General features: G+C 51.2%; 13 protein-coding genes. All 13 read left to right on the top strand.

Annotation, left to right across the window (positions count from 1 at the left end):
- The first annotated feature begins 501 nt into the window (after positions 1–501).
- The 13 genes from NK662_RS03880 (at position 502) to NK662_RS03820 (ending at position 18,445) form a co-directional block, all read left to right on the top strand.
- A complete protein-coding gene (locus tag NK662_RS03880; protein WP_254757597.1) occupies positions 502–1,899 on the top strand; it encodes an NCS1 family transporter in 1,398 nt (465 codons plus the stop codon).
- 108 nt (positions 1,900–2,007) lie between these two features.
- Positions 2,008–3,390, top strand: a complete 1,383-nt coding sequence (gene allB, locus NK662_RS03875) for an allantoinase AllB (protein WP_254757596.1) — start codon at positions 2,008–2,010, stop codon at positions 3,388–3,390.
- Between the two features lie 253 nt (positions 3,391–3,643).
- On the top strand, positions 3,644–4,399 hold the full coding sequence (locus NK662_RS03870) for an IclR family transcriptional regulator (RefSeq protein ID WP_254757595.1): 756 nt from the start codon (positions 3,644–3,646) through the stop codon (positions 4,397–4,399).
- 194 nt (positions 4,400–4,593) lie between these two features.
- A complete protein-coding gene (locus NK662_RS03865) occupies positions 4,594–5,418 on the top strand; it encodes a transketolase (RefSeq protein ID WP_254757594.1) in 825 nt (274 codons plus the stop codon).
- A 1-nt stretch (position 5,419) separates the two neighbouring features.
- Entirely contained in the window at positions 5,420–6,364 is a 945-nt protein-coding gene (locus NK662_RS03860; RefSeq protein ID WP_254757593.1) for a transketolase family protein, read from the top strand.
- Positions 6,365–6,390: 26 nt separating this feature from the next.
- A complete protein-coding gene (locus NK662_RS03855) occupies positions 6,391–7,830 on the top strand; it encodes a four-carbon acid sugar kinase family protein (protein WP_254757592.1) in 1,440 nt (479 codons plus the stop codon).
- Entirely contained in the window at positions 7,831–9,591 is a 1,761-nt protein-coding gene (locus NK662_RS03850; RefSeq protein WP_254757591.1) for a thiamine pyrophosphate-binding protein, read from the top strand.
- Between the two features lie 89 nt (positions 9,592–9,680).
- The gene (locus NK662_RS03845) at positions 9,681–10,622 is read left to right on the top strand and encodes a sugar phosphate isomerase/epimerase family protein (protein WP_254757590.1); all 942 of its coding nucleotides are present in this window, start codon (positions 9,681–9,683) and stop codon (positions 10,620–10,622) included.
- On the top strand, positions 10,622–11,881 hold the full coding sequence (locus tag NK662_RS03840; protein WP_254758021.1) for an allantoate amidohydrolase: 1,260 nt from the start codon (positions 10,622–10,624) through the stop codon (positions 11,879–11,881). The genes NK662_RS03845 and NK662_RS03840 overlap by 1 nt, the downstream gene beginning before the upstream one ends.
- A 32-nt stretch (positions 11,882–11,913) precedes the next feature.
- Positions 11,914–13,263: an allantoinase gene (locus NK662_RS03835; protein ID WP_254757589.1), complete on the top strand. Its 1,350-nt coding sequence runs from the start codon at positions 11,914–11,916 to the stop codon at positions 13,261–13,263.
- Positions 13,264–13,296: 33 nt separating this feature from the next.
- Positions 13,297–14,061: a (S)-ureidoglycine aminohydrolase gene (gene allE / locus NK662_RS03830; protein WP_254757588.1), complete on the top strand. Its 765-nt coding sequence runs from the start codon at positions 13,297–13,299 to the stop codon at positions 14,059–14,061.
- 30 nt (positions 14,062–14,091) lie between these two features.
- Positions 14,092–14,478, top strand: a complete 387-nt coding sequence (locus tag NK662_RS03825; protein ID WP_254757587.1) for a cupin domain-containing protein — start codon at positions 14,092–14,094, stop codon at positions 14,476–14,478.
- 541 nt (positions 14,479–15,019) lie between these two features.
- Entirely contained in the window at positions 15,020–18,445 is a 3,426-nt protein-coding gene (locus tag NK662_RS03820) for a beta strand repeat-containing protein (protein WP_254757586.1), read from the top strand.
- The last annotated feature ends 24 nt before the right edge of the window (positions 18,446–18,469 follow it).

Genomic DNA, 18,469 nt, shown 5'->3' with positions numbered 1-18,469 from the left:
TTTAAAGAAATGCGCTTGTAAATGGTTTCTAATGATGCTATGATACAAGAAATCAACGCACTTTTTGCAATTATACAGAAACGCTGTTGCGTATTACGAGACTTAATAGGCGTTGAAGAGAATCCTGGCTGATTGCAGTGCTTATTCTCTCAGAGGGATGCTTGAACCAGCCTGGAGCTGACAAGAAGGAGGGGATCGAGAGCTATTGCTTTTTCATTTTCAAGAGAGGAGTCCAGATGCACCTGCCAATGAAAAGGGAGCAAAACCAAAATTTTTTTAGGGAATTTATAAAACATCGTTGTTTATTAAACAACGAAACATTCGTGCGAATGATGAGCTTGCACACTTCTCATCACTCCATCTGATACAGGATGGAACAGATAATATATGACCTTTTAAGTTCATTATATGTGCGAAGCTGAAGCTGTCATAATTCATCCAGACCACACATGTGAAGCCTTGCATGATTTGAGATATGTGTAAAAGGAGATGAGTGTGCGAATGTCGACGAATTTAGAAGGTGTTATTTCAAGTGAAACGAGCTTGCAGCCAGCGGTGGATTTGGATGCCACGCTTAAGCCAAGAAGAGCAGAAGAGAGAAAGGTTGGCATGCTGGATTATTCCTTCATGTGGATTGGCGATGGTGTGAATCTTGGAAATATGACTCTTGGCGCCAGTCTCATTGTTGCCGGCAGCGCCACCTTGAATCTGTTTCAAACCTTCGCCGCAGCCATTCTGGCAATTGGTATTATCTCTATTGTATTCTCTTTAAATGATCGAGCGGGGTACCGGACCGGAATTCCCTACGTTGTTCAGCTGCGAATGTCGTTTGGAGAGAAGGGGGCCGTTATTTCTTCCCTGTTGAGAGGAATCCCGGCCATCGTTTGGTACGGATTTCAAAGCTGGATTGGCGGCACTGCTTTAAATGAGATTGTCAAGATTGTAACCAATGGCTCTTTTGATAACATTTTCACTTGCTTTGTCGTTCTGCAGGTTGTGCAAATTTGGCTTTCCCTCTATGGCTTCCATGCCATCAAGTGGGTGGAAACACTCGTTTCAGTCGTGATCGGCCTTGCGCTTCTCTATGTCCTGGGTGTCCTGCTGACATCTTACCGGGAACCGATCGCAGCGAACTGGGTTACAGCGAAAGGCTCCTGGGGCCTTCCTTTCTTTGCTTTCATTATGATGTTCATGGGGAACTATGCCGCCATCTTCCTCAGTGCTGCAGATTACTCCCGTGAATTGCGGCCTGGCATCAGTGACAAAAAACGCAGCCTCCTGTACTTCTCGCCTATCACGGTTGCCTATGGGTTGACCCTGACAATCGGCGCCATGCTTGCAGCAGCAACAGGCATTACAAACCCGGTAAAAGCATTTGCCATCGTTGTAAATAACAATTATATTACGTTCATTGTTTCATCCTTTATCATCCTTGGTGTTATTGGGGTGAACATGGTCGCCAATATCATTGCTCCCACCTATGTCATCACTCTGCTCACGAAAGTAAAGTATAAGCCGGCAGCGATCATCACCGGCCTGCTGGCGCTTTGCGCCTTTCCGTGGGTGCTCGTACAAGATTCTTCCGCCAAAGGCTTAGGCCTGTTCATCCTGATTTATTCCGCCTTCCTCGGTCCAATTGTTTCCATTTTGCTGGTAGAGTTCTATATTTTGAGAAAACAACAAATTCATGTAGAAGAGCTGTACAAAAAAGACGGCCAGTTCTCCGGCTTCAATCCTGCCGCGCTGATTGCCATGCTTCTTGGTGCCGGGGCTGCTTTCCTGCTGGTGGACCTTGCCTGGATCATTGGTGTGGTCGTTGGGGGGCTTTCCTATTACCTGCTCACCAGGTTTGCCTTTAAAGGCTCCAGCTTTAAGAAGGGTACTATATTTGAAGAATAATGTAAGCCTTTTCAAGAATGGTATTGTAGGGGATAAGGGGGATCTGCGCACCTCTCCCTTATCCGCTTGTGAAATTTTTAAATAGAACATTTGAAAGGGGCAGGCAGGATGAGATATGACCTGATCATTAAAAATGGAAATGTCGTGCTTGAGAATACGGTGGAGCAGGCAGACCTTGCCATCCTGGATGGGAAGATCGCGGCCATTGCTCCGCATATTTCGGCGGAAGCAGTTGAAGTGGTGGATGCATCGGGCCAATACGTGATGCCGGGAATGATTGATGCGCACGTGCACATTTGCGAGCCGGGCAGAACAGAATGGGAGGGCTTTGTAACCGGAACGCAGGCGCTCGCAGCGGGCGGGACCACGTCCTTCATTGATATGCCGCTGAATGCGCTGCCTGCAACAACGACAAGGGAAGCCCTGCAGCTGAAGCTGAAGGCTGCCGAAGGGAAGGCCTATGTGGACTATGCTTTATATGGCGGGCTGGTGCCGGATAATTTGGCAGACCTGGAGGATTTGGCGGACGAGGGCGTCCTTGCTTTTAAGTGCTTTATGGCCACGTGCGGCAGTGACGAAATCGGCGACTTCAAGAATGTGGATGACTTTACCCTGTATCAGGGGATGAAGAAGCTCGCCGAATTGGGCCAAACCTTGCTGATTCATGCTGAGAATGCAGAGTTTACGGATAAGCTTGCCGGGGAGAAGAAGCGGCAGGGCAAGACGGCACCGCGTGACTATATGGAGTCCCGGCCGATTTTTACAGAGGTGGATGCGGTGAAGCGGGCGCTGCTGTTCGGGAAAGAAACAGGCTGCCGCATTCATTTCGTGCATATCAGCAGCGTGGAGGCAATTGAAGAAATTCTGCAGGCGCGCGCAGCGGGGCAGGCTGTCACAATTGAATCCTGTCCGCATTACTTTACACTTGATCTCGAAGCCTTTGAAGCAATCGGGCCTGTTGCAAAATGTGCGCCGCCGCTGCGTGAGAAGGCAGACCAGGACCGTCTGTGGACGGCTTTGCAGGAAGGGAAGATTGATGTGTTGACATCCGATCACTCCCCTTGTCCGCCTGACATGAAGCAAAGTGATACGAACAACATCTTTGAGGTATGGGGCGGCATTACAGGCTGCCAAAATAATGTGGATCTGATGTTTGACGAGTGTGTCAAGAAGCGGAATGTATCGGTCAACGCCTTCTCTAAAATGATTTCCGGCAACCCCGCTGCAATTTTCCGGATGCAAAATAAGGGCAAGCTTGCGGTTTCGTATGATGCGGACATCATCCTGGTTGATCCGAACCAGTCGTATGTGGTGCAGCCGGAGCTGCTGTATTACCGCCATCGGCACAGCCCATACATCGGCAGACAAATTGATTGCCGTGTGACGAAGACCTTTGTGAGAGGGCAGCTTGTGTTTGATGTTCAGCAAGGAATTGTCAGCGAACCGGTTGGAAAGTTCATTTCTGCCAAGCAAAGCTTTGTCGGCGCATAGCTTTCGACATAAAGAAGACTGTCAGGGAGCATTGTCTTTGTCTCCTTTGGCAGTCTTCTTTTTTGCTGAAAAAGAGAGGGGAAAGCATATTTTCCTATCGTTTTGTCTTTTCTTCACAAATAAAATAGTACACAACCTGCAGAGAATAGACGAAATATTGCTGCATCTCATTTACTTTGGTAATATAAATATAACTGAAAATATTTTACAAGAGACAAGAACGGTATATCAGGCTTTATTTGGAGGTAATCGTATGGTTCAATCGGTTGACAGGGCGTTAACCATTATTACGTTGGTGAGCAAAAGGAAGGAAGGAATCGGGGTTACGGAGCTGGCTTCCCATTTGGATTTGAACAAGAGCTCCATCTTTCGTTTGCTGAGCACCCTCGCAGAGCACGGCTTCATTGAACAGAATCCCGAAACGAAGAAGTACCGGTTGGGCTATAAATATTTGGAGCTCAGCTCCATGTTGCTGGAATCTATTGATTTGCGGGATCAGGCGAAGCCTTATTTAGAAGAGCTGAAGCAGTTTACAAATGAAGTGGTCCACTTGGTTGTGTACGACCAAGGGGAAGTGGTTTATATTGAGAAGCTGGAGGGAAGCGAGACGCTCCGCACGCATTCACAGGTTGGAAGAAGGGCGCCTTTGCATTCCACCAGTGCCGGCAAGGTCATCTATGGCCATCTGCCTTTGAATGAAATCATGGATAACCTGGATAAGTACGGGCTGCCCGGGTATACAGAGCATACGATTACAGATAAAGACGCTTTTCTGAAGGAGCTCAGCAGAATCCGGAATGAAGGCTATGCGACCGAGATTGAGGAAAATGAGCCGGGTGTCACCTGTATTGCTGCGCCTATATTTGACCACCGGAAGAAGATTGTGGCGGCAATCAGCGTGTCCGGTCCGAGCATGCGCATGACAACGGAGCGGCTGAACGAGATGAAGCCGGTGATTATGGAGATTGGCAAGAAAATTTCCAAGCGCCTTGGCTATACAGAGCATTGAGAACTGGATGGGGAGTCCAGTTTTTTTTGTGGGAAAAAATGTTTTGTTTCATTGCTCAAGCGCTTGAAATATTCTGAAGATAATGATAATATCAAAACATGAAACATAGTTATCTAATAAGCAACAATTCTTATTTTTTTGCAACATTATAGAAACGACGTTGCTTATTAAGAAACAATAAGGGGGCATCAGTCTTGGGTTTCTCTGAAGAAAGAAAGCAGTTTTACAGCGAACTGACCAAAACAATCCGCCGGCACATTGTGAAGATGACCAACCATGCGGGCAGCGGGCATCCAGGCGGATCTCTGTCAGCGACTGAACTTATGTCTGTTTTGTTTTTTGAGCATCTGAATGTCAATCCGGCCGACCCTGATTGGGATGACCGTGATTGCTTCTTCTTATCAAAGGGCCACTGCACCCCGGTGTATTATTCGGTGCTGGCAGAGAAGGGCTTTTTTGATACAGCCGAACTGATGACGTTCCGCGACGTGGACGGCAGACTGCACGGCCACCCGTGCGGCGAGCATATCCCGGGCGTTGATGTTTCCTCCGGCTCACTCGGCCAGGGGCTGTCTGTTGCCAACGGGGTAGCCATGATTGCCAAGCTGGAGGGCAGCAGCCGCAGATCCTACTGCATGATTGGGGACGGCGAACTGCAGGAAGGCCAAGTGTGGGAGGCGGCTATGACCGCAGCACACTTCCAACTGGATAATGTATGCGCTATCATCGATTGGAACAAAATTCAGCTGGATGATTTCGTCGAAAATATTAAAGGCTTGAAAAACCTTGGGGATAAATTCAGGTCTTTTGGCTGGCATGTGGTGGAGATCGATGGCCATGATGTCGAGGCGGTGCACGAAGCATTCCAGGAAGCCAAGAGCACGAAGGGCATGCCGACAGCCATTCTGGCCCACACCATTAAGGGCAAAGGGATTTCCTTCATGGAAAACACGCATGAATGGCACGGCTTGGCGCCGAACGATGAGCAGTTAGAAATCGCTTTAAAGGAGCTGGTGTAGGATGGCCAATCAAGAAGCGCCTCGTAAAGGCTTTGCGGATGCTTTAATTCGGCTGGGCGAACAGCATGAGGATATCGTGGTTCTGGATGCGGACTGTGCCAAATCCAATATGACCAATCTCTTTAAAAACAGATTCCCGGAGCGGTTTTTTAATATCGGCATTTCCGAATGCGACTTGGTTGGAACAGCAGCGGGCATGGCAATTGCCGGGAAGGTTCCCTTTGCAAATGCTTATGCGAACTTCCTGACGGGCCGGGCGTTTGACCAGATGAGAATCTCAGTTTGCTATTCCAATAACAATGTGAAAATCGTCGGCCATAATGCCGGAACCTCTGCTGCCCAAGAGGGAGCAACGCATCTGCCGCTGGAAGACATTTCACTGATGCGTTCCCTGCCGCGGATGACGGTCATTGTCCCGGCGGATGCAGTGGAAATGGAGAAAGCGGTGGAGGCGGCTTATTACCATAAAGGCCCTGTCTATCTGCGTGTTGGCAAGCTGCCGGTCCCAATTGTGACGAAGCGTGAGGAGCCGTTTGAAATCGGCAAGGCGATCCTGTACCGGAGCGGCACGGATGTGACCATCATCAGCACCGGCATCATGCTGGGCGAGTCCCTGAAGGCGGCGGAGGAGCTGGAAATGCAGAACATCAGCGCAGAAGTCCTTCACATCCATACCATCAAGCCGATCGATCAGGAAGCCATCATTGCCTCTGCGGCAAAGACGGGGCATGTCATTACCGCGGAGGAGCACTCCATTATCGGCGGACTGGGCAGTGCGGTGGCCGAAGTGCTGTCCGAGCATCAGCCGGCGAAGTTGCGGAGGATCGGCACAAATGACCGATTCGGTGTATCCGGCAAAATGGATGAATTGCTCGATCTGTTCGAGCTGAGAGCGGGCCGCATCGCGGCAACTGCAGCGGAGCTGCTGGGCGAAAGAGTGCGGTAGGCGGCAAACGAAGGGAGGGGCGGACATTGGCAAGCTTTACATTAAGCTCTCTGGAAGGTCTGCCGCGCGCGGCGGCAGAGCCGGGTTTGCGGGAAAGCATCAGCCAGCAGCTGCAGGAAATGAACCATAAGCTGATTGTGCTGGACGATGACCCGACCGGCGTACAAACCGTGCATGATATTTTCGTCATTACGGACTGGGGCAAGGATTGGATCCGAAAGGCCATGTCCGATGACCGCAGTGTATTCTATATCCTGACAAACACCCGAAGCTGCACCGAAGCAGCGGCGGAGCGGATCAACCGTGAAATTGTCCGCAACGTCGCGGCGGTGGCGGGCGAACTGGGAATCTCTTTTTCTCTGATCAGCAGAAGCGATTCCACCTTAAGGGGGCACTATCCGCTGGAGGTGGATGTGCTGGCCGATGAGCTGGGGAGGCTTGGAGAAGCAGCCGACGGCCACTTCATCATCCCGGCTTTCCTGGAAGGGGACCGATATACAGTTGGGAACACCCACTACCTCGGGATGGATGACAAGCTTGTCCCTGTCAATGAGACAGAGTTTGCCAAGGATGCGGTATTCGGCTACCAGCACGCGGATTTGGCGAAATGGGTGGAGGAGAAAACAGAGGGAAGAACGCCTGCGAAGGCTGTTCTCAGCATTTCGCTGGAAGACATCCGGGACGGTGGAGTGGAGCGGGTCCATGAGAAGATCATGGCTGCCGCACAGAATGCGCCCATCATCATAAATGCAGTCAGCTATTATGACTTGGATATTGTTTCGCTGGCGATCTTGCAGGCGCTGCGGGACGGAAAGCATTATCTGTTCCGGACGGCGGCCTCCATCGTGAAGTCCCTTGCCGGCATCGGGGACCGGCCGTATGTGACAGGGGATGAGATGATTGCCGGGGATGGTATGTCAAACGGAGGGTTGATTGTTGTCGGTTCTCATACGAAAAAGACGACAGAGCAGCTGCAGTATGTATGCAAGCAGCAGCCGCTGAAGCAGCTTGAGCTGAGTGCGGCAAAGGTGCTGCAGGAGACGACGAGAGACGCGGAAATTCAGCGTGTGTGCCATCTCGCTGACCAGTACATTTCCGCAGGGTGTGACACCCTTGTGTATACAAGCCGGGACGTCATCCTTGTGCCGGGAAAAGAGGAAAATCTGAAGGTCAGCCATCTCATTTCAAGTGCCCTTGTCGATGTTGTGAAATCTCTGCAGGTGAAGCCAAGCTACATGATTGCCAAGGGGGGCATCACCTCCAGCGATGTCGCCACGGAAGGGCTCGGCATCAAGTACGCGAAAATTCTGGGGCAGGCGGTGGCCGGTGTTCCTGTATGGCTCACGGGCAGCGAAGCAAAGTTTCCAAACACGCCTTACATTGTGTTTCCGGGCAACGTCGGACAAACGCATTCCATTGCACAGGTTGTTGCAACAATAAAAAGCAGTCAAAGGGGAGAGGTTTAAATGGCAAAGGAAAGAATGACAGCAGCTGAATTGATGGCGCGTTACTTAGAAAAAAGAGGTGTGAAGCACATTTATGGTGTTCCGGGTGCTGCCATCCTTCCATTTTATGATGCCATCCGGGAACTGACGGCGATCGAGTCCTATGTGGTGCGGCATGAGCAGACCGGCGCTTTCATGGCGGACGGCTATTCCCGGGCCACGGGAGAAGTGGGGGTATGCGTCGCCACCTCCGGACCGGGGGGCACGAACTTCCTGACAGGCCTCTACAGTGCCTGGATGGACTCCATTCCGATGATTGCCATTACCGGCCAGCAAAAGAACAGCCTGATCGGCACCATGCAGTTCCAGGAAGCGCCGATTGTGGAGATGGCAAAGCCGGTTACAAAAGCCTCCTACCGTTTGACGGACGGCAGCAAGGCAGCCGAGTTCATTCATGAAGCCTGGATTACGGCGACAACCGGAAGAAGAGGGCCGGTGCTGCTGGATCTTCCGGTGGACCAGCAAAAGGTGGAGGTGGAAGTGGACCTGGATGCCCTAATTGCCTCTACACCTGCAAATAACCTGCCGTCCGCTTCTGATGAAGATATTCATAAAACATTCCTGCTGCTGAAGGAAGCAAAGCGGCCGGTGCTGATTTCCGGCGGCGGCGTAAATTTGGCAAATGCCACTGCCGAGCTGAAGGCGTTGGCAGAGGAGCTGCAGATTCCGGTTGTCACGACAGGCATGGGCATGGATACCTTCCCGAATGACCATCCGCTGTTTGCCGGACGCATGGGAACCATGCTGGATACTCCTTTTGGCAATAAAACGGTCATTGAGGCAGATTTGGTCATTAACCTGGGAGGCCGCTTCGCTGACCGCTCTACAGGAAACGTTGCCGTATTCACACAAAATGGCAAAAAAATCATCCACGTTAATATTGACAATAAGGAGCTTGGCAAGACAGTTCCGGCAACGCTGGGCGTCGTGTCCGATGTCAAGTCGTTCATGGTGAAGCTGACAGAAGCGCATAAGAGTCTGAAGGCCGCTGTAGCAGCCGCTGTTGAGACGGATGTGAAGCTTGATTTGACTGAGGAGCGCAAGAAATGGGCGCGCAAAACAGATTATACAACGCTGCCAATCCGCCAGGAGCGGGCCTTGCGCGAGCTGCGCGAGTTCCTGGACCGTGATGCTTTCGTCTCGCACGACTGCGGCATCAGCCAAATTTGGTCCTGCCAGCTGTTTGAAACATATGAGCCGAGAACGTACCTGCTGACAGGCGGCGCCGGCACAATGGGCTGGGGCCTTGGCGCCGCAATGGCTGCCAAGCTGGCATACCCTGAAAGACAAAGTGTCAACATCCTTGGTGACGGAAGCCTGGGAATGTCTCTGCAAGACCTTGCAACAGCCGCAAAACACAACATTCCAGTAATCATCTTCTGCTTAAACAACTCCCTGCTTGGCCTGATTCGCCAACAACAGAACTGGTTCTATGGTGAACGCCGCATTTCCACTGACCTCAACTACATCAACGAGCTTTGCGACAACACCGACCGCGGCATTGACTTCGTCAAGACAGCCGAGGGCATGGGTGTCCGCGGAGAACTGATCACGCATTACGATGACATCAAGCCGGCGCTGCAGCGTGCCGTGAATTCAGGAAAACCGTACTTGCTTGAAGTAATTGTAGACCCCGATCCTGAGAAGGCATGCGAGTTCTCCAACAATGGGGCGCTGAATGGCTTCACATACTCCAGCCAGATTGACTTTTCCAAGCAATAAAAGCCAGTTTTTAAGATTCATATAAAAAAGTGCCGGGCCGCCTGCCGGTTGCCCGGTGCGCCAAATGAACTGTCAGGAGGAAAGAGACAATGTCAGCAAACCTGCATAACAGTATGAAGGTTGGAATCGTGCATTTCATGGCATATCCGGAAACCATGGGCGGTGAAGGCCCGGTGGCGGAAACGGTCAAAAAAATTGTTCAGGATGACTTTTTTTCCGGAATTGAAATTACGTCTGTCCATGACCAACAGGAACGGGAACTTGTCAAAGCGATGCTGCAGAGCGGGGGCATGACGGTAGGCTTTGGCGCACAGCCGATTCTGCTGCGCAACAAGGGCAATCTGAACTCCTTCGATGAGGCGGAGCGCCGCCGGGCCATCGATTTGGTAAAAGGGGCAATTGACCAGGCGTATGAGCTCCAGGCTTCCAAGCTCGGCTTCCTAAGCGGCGCCAGACCGATAGATCGGCAGGATGAGGCGCTGCAGCTGCTGACAGATTCCATCAAAGAGCTTTGCGAGTATGCGCGCGTGAAAGGAGATCTCGTGCTCTCGCTCGAAACCTTTGATGATGAGACAGACAAGAGATGCTTGATTGGTTCAAACGCGCTTGCGGTGGAGGTGGCGAAAGAGGTGCGGAAGACAGACCCGTCCTTCGGGCTGATGCTGGATTTGAGCCATTTGCCGATGCAGCGTGAAACGTCAGCTGATGCTTTGACAGTGGCGCGTGATTATATCAACCATGCCCATATTGGCAATTGCTATATTCAGAACCCGGCAGACCCGGCTTATGGAGACCAGCATCCGCGCTTTGGCTATCCGGGCAGCGAAGTGGCTGTGCCGGAGCTTGCGGAATACCTGCGGGTGCTCCTGGAAATCGGCTATATCGGCGAAGGCGTTAAAAATATGGTTGCCTTTGAAGTAAAGCCTGTCGGTTCTGAGCTGTCCGATATCATCATCGCGCAATCAAAACGGACTTTGGTCGATGCTTGGTCGCTGCTGCATGCGAAAAAGGGTGCATCTATTCTAATTTGATGGGAAGTGATTACTTGGTTGCGGTGAAGCATCATATCGACGCGAAACGGATTTGCGCCCGGCTGGAGCAGCTGTCGGCGTGCTCGGCGACAGCTGTCGGTGTCACAAGGCTTCCCTTTACGAAGGAGAGTGCCGAGGCGGAACAGCTGGTGGAGCAATGGATGGCGGCTGCCGGCATGGCAGTGAGGAAGGACAGTCTCAATAACCTGATCGGCCGTTATGAGGGAAGAAATCCATCTGCCCCCGTGCTGCTGATTGGATCACATTTGGACAGCGTGATTGAAGCGGGGAAATATGACGGCACCTTGGGCGTCCTCACTGGAATTGAAGTGGTGCAGGCACTGCGGGATGCCGGAATTGTTCCGGAAAATCCCATTGAGGTAATCGGTTTTTGTGATGAGGAGGGTGTCCGATTCCACTCCACCTTCCTGGGAAGCAAAGCAGTTGCGGGTTTGTTCACCGACAGCGACCTGGCCAGGACGGATGAGCAGGGCATCTCTGTTGCGGAAGCATTGCGGCAAGCCGGAATTGAGAATCCGTACGAGTATCAGTCAGCCCGCCGCCGTCCTGAAGAGCTGCTTGCGTACTTGGAGCTTCATATGGAACAAGGACCGGTGCTGGAGTGTGAGCAGCAGCCTGTCGGCGTTGTGACGGGCATTGCCGGAGCCACCAGATTCTCCTTTGAAATTACAGGGAAATCCGGACATGCGGGGACAGTTCCCGTTTCCATCCGCCAAGATGCGTTGCTGGGCGCAAGTGAGCTGATCTCTTTCATAGAGAAGCAGGCGCTGCTTCATGAACCGCTGGTTGCCACAGTCGGGAAGCTGACGGTCCACCCGGGAGCCAGCAATGTCATTCCAGGCCGTGTGTCCGGCACATTGGACATCCGGGATTTGCATGTGGAGCGCAAGGAACAGGCCATTCAAGCCATTCTTGGCGAAGCGGAAAGAATGGCAGCTGCCAGAGGGCTGCAGATTTGCTTTGAACAGGTGATGGAGGTCAGTCCGGTATACTGCGATGAGAAGCTGATGGCCATTCTCGCAGCATCCATCCAAGAACGGGGCGGACCTGTCATTCAAATGGTCAGCGGCGCCGGCCATGATGCCATGGCCATGGCCCATGTGACGGATGTTGCGATGATTTTTGTCCGCTGCCTGGATGGCCTGAGCCACCATCCGGATGAATTTGTCGCTGAGGAAGACATTGGCGCAGGAGCAGAGGTTTTGCTGTCTGCTGTCACTAAGCTTGTCCTTGCATAGGTATATCACGCTGAAATAAGGAGGTGCACTGTATGTATGATCTGATCATCCGGAACGGGAGCATCGTTCTTCCGGACTCCGTTGTAAAAGGTGACATCGGCATTGTGGATGGCAAACTCCAGACGATTTCTGCAGATGCTTTGCGTGATGCAGAAGCAGAAAGAATCATTGATGCAGCCGGCAGGCACATTTTTCCGGGACTCATTGACTCCCACGTGCATTTCAATGAGCCGGGCCGGACAGAATGGGAGGGCGTGTACACAGGAAGCCGCAGTCTGGCTGCCGGCGGGGTGACATCCTATTTTGACATGCCGCTGAACAGCACACCGCCCACCATTAACAAGGAAAACCTGGACCTGAAGAAGGCATGCACGGAAGGCAAATCGGTGGTCAATGCTTTTTTCTGGGGCGGGCTTGTGCCGGAAAACATTGAACATATTCAGGAGCTGCACGAGAACGGCGTCATTGGCTTTAAGGCCTTCATGTCGCCGAGCGGCATTGCTGACTTCAACCATGTGGATGATGTGACGATTTTTAAAGGGATGGCGGAAATTGCGGCTGTCGGTTCTCTGCTGGCGGTGCATGCGGAAAGCACAGTGATCTGTGATCAGCTCGCGCAGGAAAAGCAGAAGCAGAATTGGACGTCTGCACGTGATTTTGTGGAATCCCGGCCGATTATTTCCGAAATTGAAGCGGTGCGGCGCATCATTTCTTATGCCGAAGCAACAGGCTGCAAGGTGCACGTCGTGCATGCCAGCAGCCGGAAGGTCGTGCAGGTCATTCAGGAAGCAAAGGAACGGGGCGTCGACATTACAGTGGAGACGTGTCCTCATTATCTATCCTTGACGGTAAGCGACCTGGAGGAGCAGGGGGGCGTGGCGAAGTGCTGTCCGCCGCTGCGGGATGAGCAGGAGGTCGAGGATTTGTGGGCTTCCTTGCAAAATGGGGAGATTGATGTCATTGCCTCTGACCATTCCCCGGCTCCGCCAGCCATGAAGGAAGTGCAAAACGGCGACTTCTTCCGGGCATGGGGTGGCATTTCCGGCGCGCAGTCCACACTGAACATTCTGTTGACGGAAGGGCACCATGAGCGTCAGATGCCGCTTGAGCAAATTGCCCGGCTGACAGCAGCCAACCCGGCAAAGCTGTTTGGCCTCTATCCGCGCAAAGGAATCATTGCCGCCGGCAGCGACGCGGATTTGACCATTGTGAATCTGAACGAAAGCTTTACCCTGAAGCGGGAAGACCTGCTTTACCGGCATCAGCAGTCTCCGTATATCGGCAGAACCTTTACCGGGGCAGTCAAGATGACCATTGTGAACGGCCGTGTGGTGTACGAGGATGGCACAATCACAGCGGACCGGCAAATAGAAGTAGGCTGAAATTTCAAACCAAGTGCAGAGGAGAATACAAGCATGGGATACCCGAAGGACCTATTATCCAGCAGATCCATCATTGAGCATGGCAAATACGCGCTGATTGCGCCGGAAGGCTTAGTCAACAATGTGATTCCAGGCTTTGAAAACTGTACGATTTCCATTCTGGCATCACCGAAGCTTGGCGCCAGCTTCGTCGACTATATGGTGACCATGCATAAGGGAGGCCGGAATGCTGCCGGCTTTGGCGGCCAGGAGAATATTGAAACGTTTGTGTATGTGCTGGAAGGGAAAATTAAGGCTTCCACGGACCAGCAGGAGTTCACACTCGAGGAGAGCGGCTATCTCTACTGTCCGCCGGGAACGAAGATGTACCTGGAGAATGTAGCGGATGAGGATGCCCGGCTGTTCCTCTATAAGCAAAAATACCGGCCGCTTGAAGGGAAAAAGCCATGGGTCTATTCCTCCCATGCCAACCACATTGAGTATCGCATTTATGACAACATGCACAATGTTCATATCAAGGACCTGCTGCCGACGGATCTGGATTTTGATATGAATTTCCATATCCTTTCGTTTGACCCGGCAGCCTGCCACCCGTTTATTGAGACGCATGTGCAGGAGCATGGCGCATACCTGCTGTCCGGTGAAGGCATGTACAACCTGGATAACAAGTGGGTGCCGGTGAAGAAGGGCGACTATATTTTCATGGGGCCGTATGTGCATCAAGCAGCCTACGCAGTAGGGCGGGAAAGCTTGACCTACGTATATTCCAAGGACTGCAACCGGGACGCGGAGCTGTAAGAAAACCCAAACATGAAGGGATGTGCTGATATGGAAAAGGAAGCGGCTTTGCCGACTGTGGAGGATATGATAAAGGAACGAGTTTTTGAGATTGATAAAATTGCCAAGTTCGATCCGCATGTTGCGCAGAAAAATTATTTTTACGAAACAGATAAGACGGTTGGAGCTGTATGGTGTCTTGAGCCAGGCCAGGACCTGTACCTCCATTCCCACTCCAACGTTGATGACATTTGGGTGTGCATGCAGGGGGAAGGCGTCTATTACCCGGACTTGGAGCATGAAATTCCCATCCGTCAGGGCATGGTGCTGCTGGCAAAGCCGAACCAGATTCACGGCATGCGCAATACCGGCACGGAACGCTTTGTCTTCGTCGGCTTTGCCGCCGGGGCGCTGCCAATGGATATTACAAGATACTAGAATACAAGGGGGCAGGCCGCATGGCCAGCCCCCTTCTTCATGAAGCGGAAAAAGCTGTGTGTTTGCCGCCTCTATCTATACAGATAAATATATTATCTGCGCACAATTATTTTTTGTAAATGTCATATTTACAGGAGATGACAACTGAGCCTAATGTCGGCAGCCCAGTTCTCTGTTGAAAACAAGGGTGGATCTAAATAATAAAATATTTAATGCATTTTAAATTCTTGAAATTAGCAGTTTATTAAATCAATATTATGCTTTATAATAATTTTTGGTTCCAATTTCAGGCGATAAGTCAATATATACATATACTTAAATGGCGTCTGCAAGTGGTGCTGTATATCTATAGAAAAAAGCGAAGCGAGACGATTCCCGCCTGCAAGCCTTCCAAGCTGTATCTCAGTTGAGAATGAAAGAGAGAATTTGAGATGCTGAAAAGGAGGGGAAGCATAGCCTTTATATTCAAAAAGTGAATATATATGACTATTGGCATTTTCAGCTCCTTCGTGAAAAATGATAAAAGGAGAGTGAGAAGCAGATGAAGAAATTAGGAGCAATCATCCTGGCGGGCTCCCTGATGCTTCAACCGGTTATTCCGGCGCTTGCTGCAACTGCAAGCACAACGGCGGCGGGAACGGGCCGTACAGCATTGAATGTGCAAACGGGCGTCATTACGCCAAGCCAGCTTTTGACGGGCGGCACAACACTTACAGGGACAGTGCTCATTGACGGGCCCAATCTGATGATGAGTGTGAAGCAGGGCAGTCAAGCGGTGTCCAGTGCAATAATCAAGACCTTCCCCATTTCGGACAAGCTGTACGGCTATTCCATTGAGGTGCCGGCTGAAGGGACGTATACGCTGGAGGCCAAAACGGTGTACACAAACGGCAGGAATGCCGGGCAGACACATACAAGCGCTGTGCCGGTGACAGTGAAAGCAGTTACCGCGCCGCCGGTTATCACCATTGACCCCTACAACACGAAGCCTACGAATCAATCTGTCACAGTTCACGCAAACACAAATAAAGGCACCTTGAATGCCGCGAGCCACACCTTCACGGATAACGGCTCCTTTGACTTTGTTGCCGCCGATGCAGCGGGAAATACGACACGCCAGACCGTAACTGTCAGCAATATTGATAAGACGGCTCCAACGGCTGAAATTAGTTATTCCACAACGTCCCCGGTCAATACAGACGTTACGGCGACACTTCAGAATATAAGTGAAGATATCACAGTAACAAACAATGGAGGATTACTCTCCCATACATTTACGAAAAATGATGAATTCACCTTTGAGTTTGAGGATGCCGCCGGAAACAAGGGAACTGCCAAGGCAAACGTTGCGAACATAGACAAAACGTCCCCGGTTGGAAAGGTTTCCTACAGCACGACAGAACCAACCAACCAGGATGTGACAGCCACAGTTGATTTTGACGAATCTGTCACTGTAACCAACAATAACGGCTCCGCCAGCCATACCTTTACAGACAATGGGGATTTTGTGCTTGAGTTTGTAGACAAAGCCGGAAACCCTGGATCAGTGACTCTCTCGGTGAACAACATTGATAAAACGCCGCCGACTGCCTCTGTGCAGTACTCTACTACAGAGGCAACAAATGGTGATGTGACTGCAACCATCCAGCCGAGCGAAAATGTGACAGTTACAAACAACGGATCTGTAAGCCGGACCTTCGAGGAAAACGGAGAGTACACCTTCGAGTTTGAGGATGCAGCAGGCAACAAAGGGACAGCTGTGGCCAGCGTCAAGAATATTGACAAAGTTGTGCCGACTGCTTCTTTCAGCTACTCAACGGAGACGCTGACAAACGGCGATGTGGTGGCACAGATTATCCCAAGTGAAGATGTGACGATTACGAATAACAATGGTTTATCTGCATATACGTTCGGGGAAAATGGCAGCTTCACATTCAAATTTAAGGATGCTGCAGGCAACACGGGCGAAGCAACAGCGACAGTGGCCAACATTGATAAGATTGTGCCAACCGCAACAGTGGATTATTCCAAGACGACACCTACAAATGAGGATGTAGTCGCAACCATCACACCAAGTGAAGCGGTAACTGTAACGAATAATGGCGGCTCCACCAGCCATATCTTTACGGACAATGGCAGCTTCACCTTTGAGTTTGTCGACAAGGCCGGCAACAAAGGAGAAATGACAGCCCAGGTCAACAATATTGACAAGGTTGCGCCGACAGCCGGCATTCACTATTCCACGACTTCTCCGGTCAACACGGAAGTGACAGCCACGCTGGTGGACGCGAGTGAGGCTATTACAGTCACGAATACAGCTAACGGTGACTTCAATCATGTCTTTACGGACAATGATACATTTAAGTTTGAGTTTGTGGATGCAGCGGGCAACGTTGGGACGGCAACAGCTAAAGTCAACAACATTGACAAAAGAGCCCCTATCGCCTCTGTGCAGTATTCCACAGTGGATCCGACCAACCAGGACGTGCGGGTGGAGGTTACGTTTGATGAGGACAATGTAACAATCACGAATAATGGAGGCTCCGCAGTCCGCACGTTCACAGATAACGGAACCTTCACCTTCAAGTATAAAGATGCAGCCGGCAATACAGGCGAAGCAGAAGCAACAGTGAGCAACATTGACAAGACAGCGCCGACAGCAACGGTCGAATATTCTGCTACAACTGCAACAAATGGAGATGTGGTGGCGACGATTAAGCCAAGCGAAGCTGTGACAGTCACCAACAATGGCGGAACTCTCAGCCATACCTTTACGGCAAATGGCACGTTCACGTTCGAGTTTAAGGACGCGGCCGGCAACACGGGAACCGCAACGGCAACTGTCAACAATATTGATAAGACAGCACCAACCGCAACCGTGACGTACTCCAAGACAACGCTGACGAATGGAGATGTAACAGCAACCATTTTGCCAAGCGAAGCTGTGACAGTCACAAACAATGACGGCGCCCTTGCGTACACCTTCACGGATAACGGCACGTACACCTTCACCTTTAAGGATGCGGCCGGCAATACAGGAAGTGCAGTGGCGACAGTCAACAATATTGACAAGAAGGCACCAACCGCAACAGTGTCTTATTCCAAGACAACTCCGACAAATGGAGATGTAACAGCGACGATTACGCCAAGCGAAGCTGTGACAGTCACCAACAATGGCGGGTCTCTGAGCCATACCTTTACGGCAAATGATACCTTCACGTTCGAATTTAAGGACAACGCCGGCAATACGGGAACCGCAACGGCAACTGTCAACAATATTGATAAGACAGCACCAACCGCAACCGTGACGTATTCTCAGACAGCGCCAACAAACGGAAATGTAACAGCAACCATCACGCCAAGCGAAGCTGTGACAGTTACAAACAATAGCGGCGCCCTGACATACACCTTTACCGCGAACGGCACGTACACCTTCACGTATGTCGATGCGGCCGGCAATACAGGAAACGCAACAGCGACAGTCAACAATATTGATAAAACAGCGCCGACTGTCAACGGCGTGAGCAACAATCAGACGTATACAAGCTCTGTAGCTCCAACCTTTACTGAAGGAACCGCGACCCTGAACGGAAATCCGTTCACATCCGGCACTGCAGTCTCAGCGGCCGGCAGCTATACCTTGGTTGTGACGGATGCAGCCGGAAACACAACAACGGTCCAGTTCACCATTGTTTTGGCAACCTCCATCACGTTTGGTACATTCTCAACCAGCAATAGTAGTGGTGGTGGAACAAATCTGGACGTTTCTGCACCGTACACGGTGTATTATTCCAGTGGGGCACCCAAGTCAGTGGCCAGCACAACGCTTGTGACAGTTCCAAAACCGACAACGGCGGGAAGTTCAACATCCGCTGATTTCACAACAGAGGGTCTCACATACACCATTAAAGTGACCCTTACAAGCACCAGCCCTGCAAGATATAATGTGACAGCCACGAAGAAATAATAAAGAAAAAAGCCCTTTTCACTT

It is taken from the genome of Ectobacillus ponti, from assembly GCF_024294785.1.
GTDB classification, from domain to species: domain Bacteria; phylum Bacillota; class Bacilli; order Bacillales; family Bacillaceae_G; genus Ectobacillus; species Ectobacillus ponti.
The sequence above is the reverse complement of the archived record's forward strand: the minus strand, read 5'-3'. Positions and strand labels throughout refer to the sequence as shown.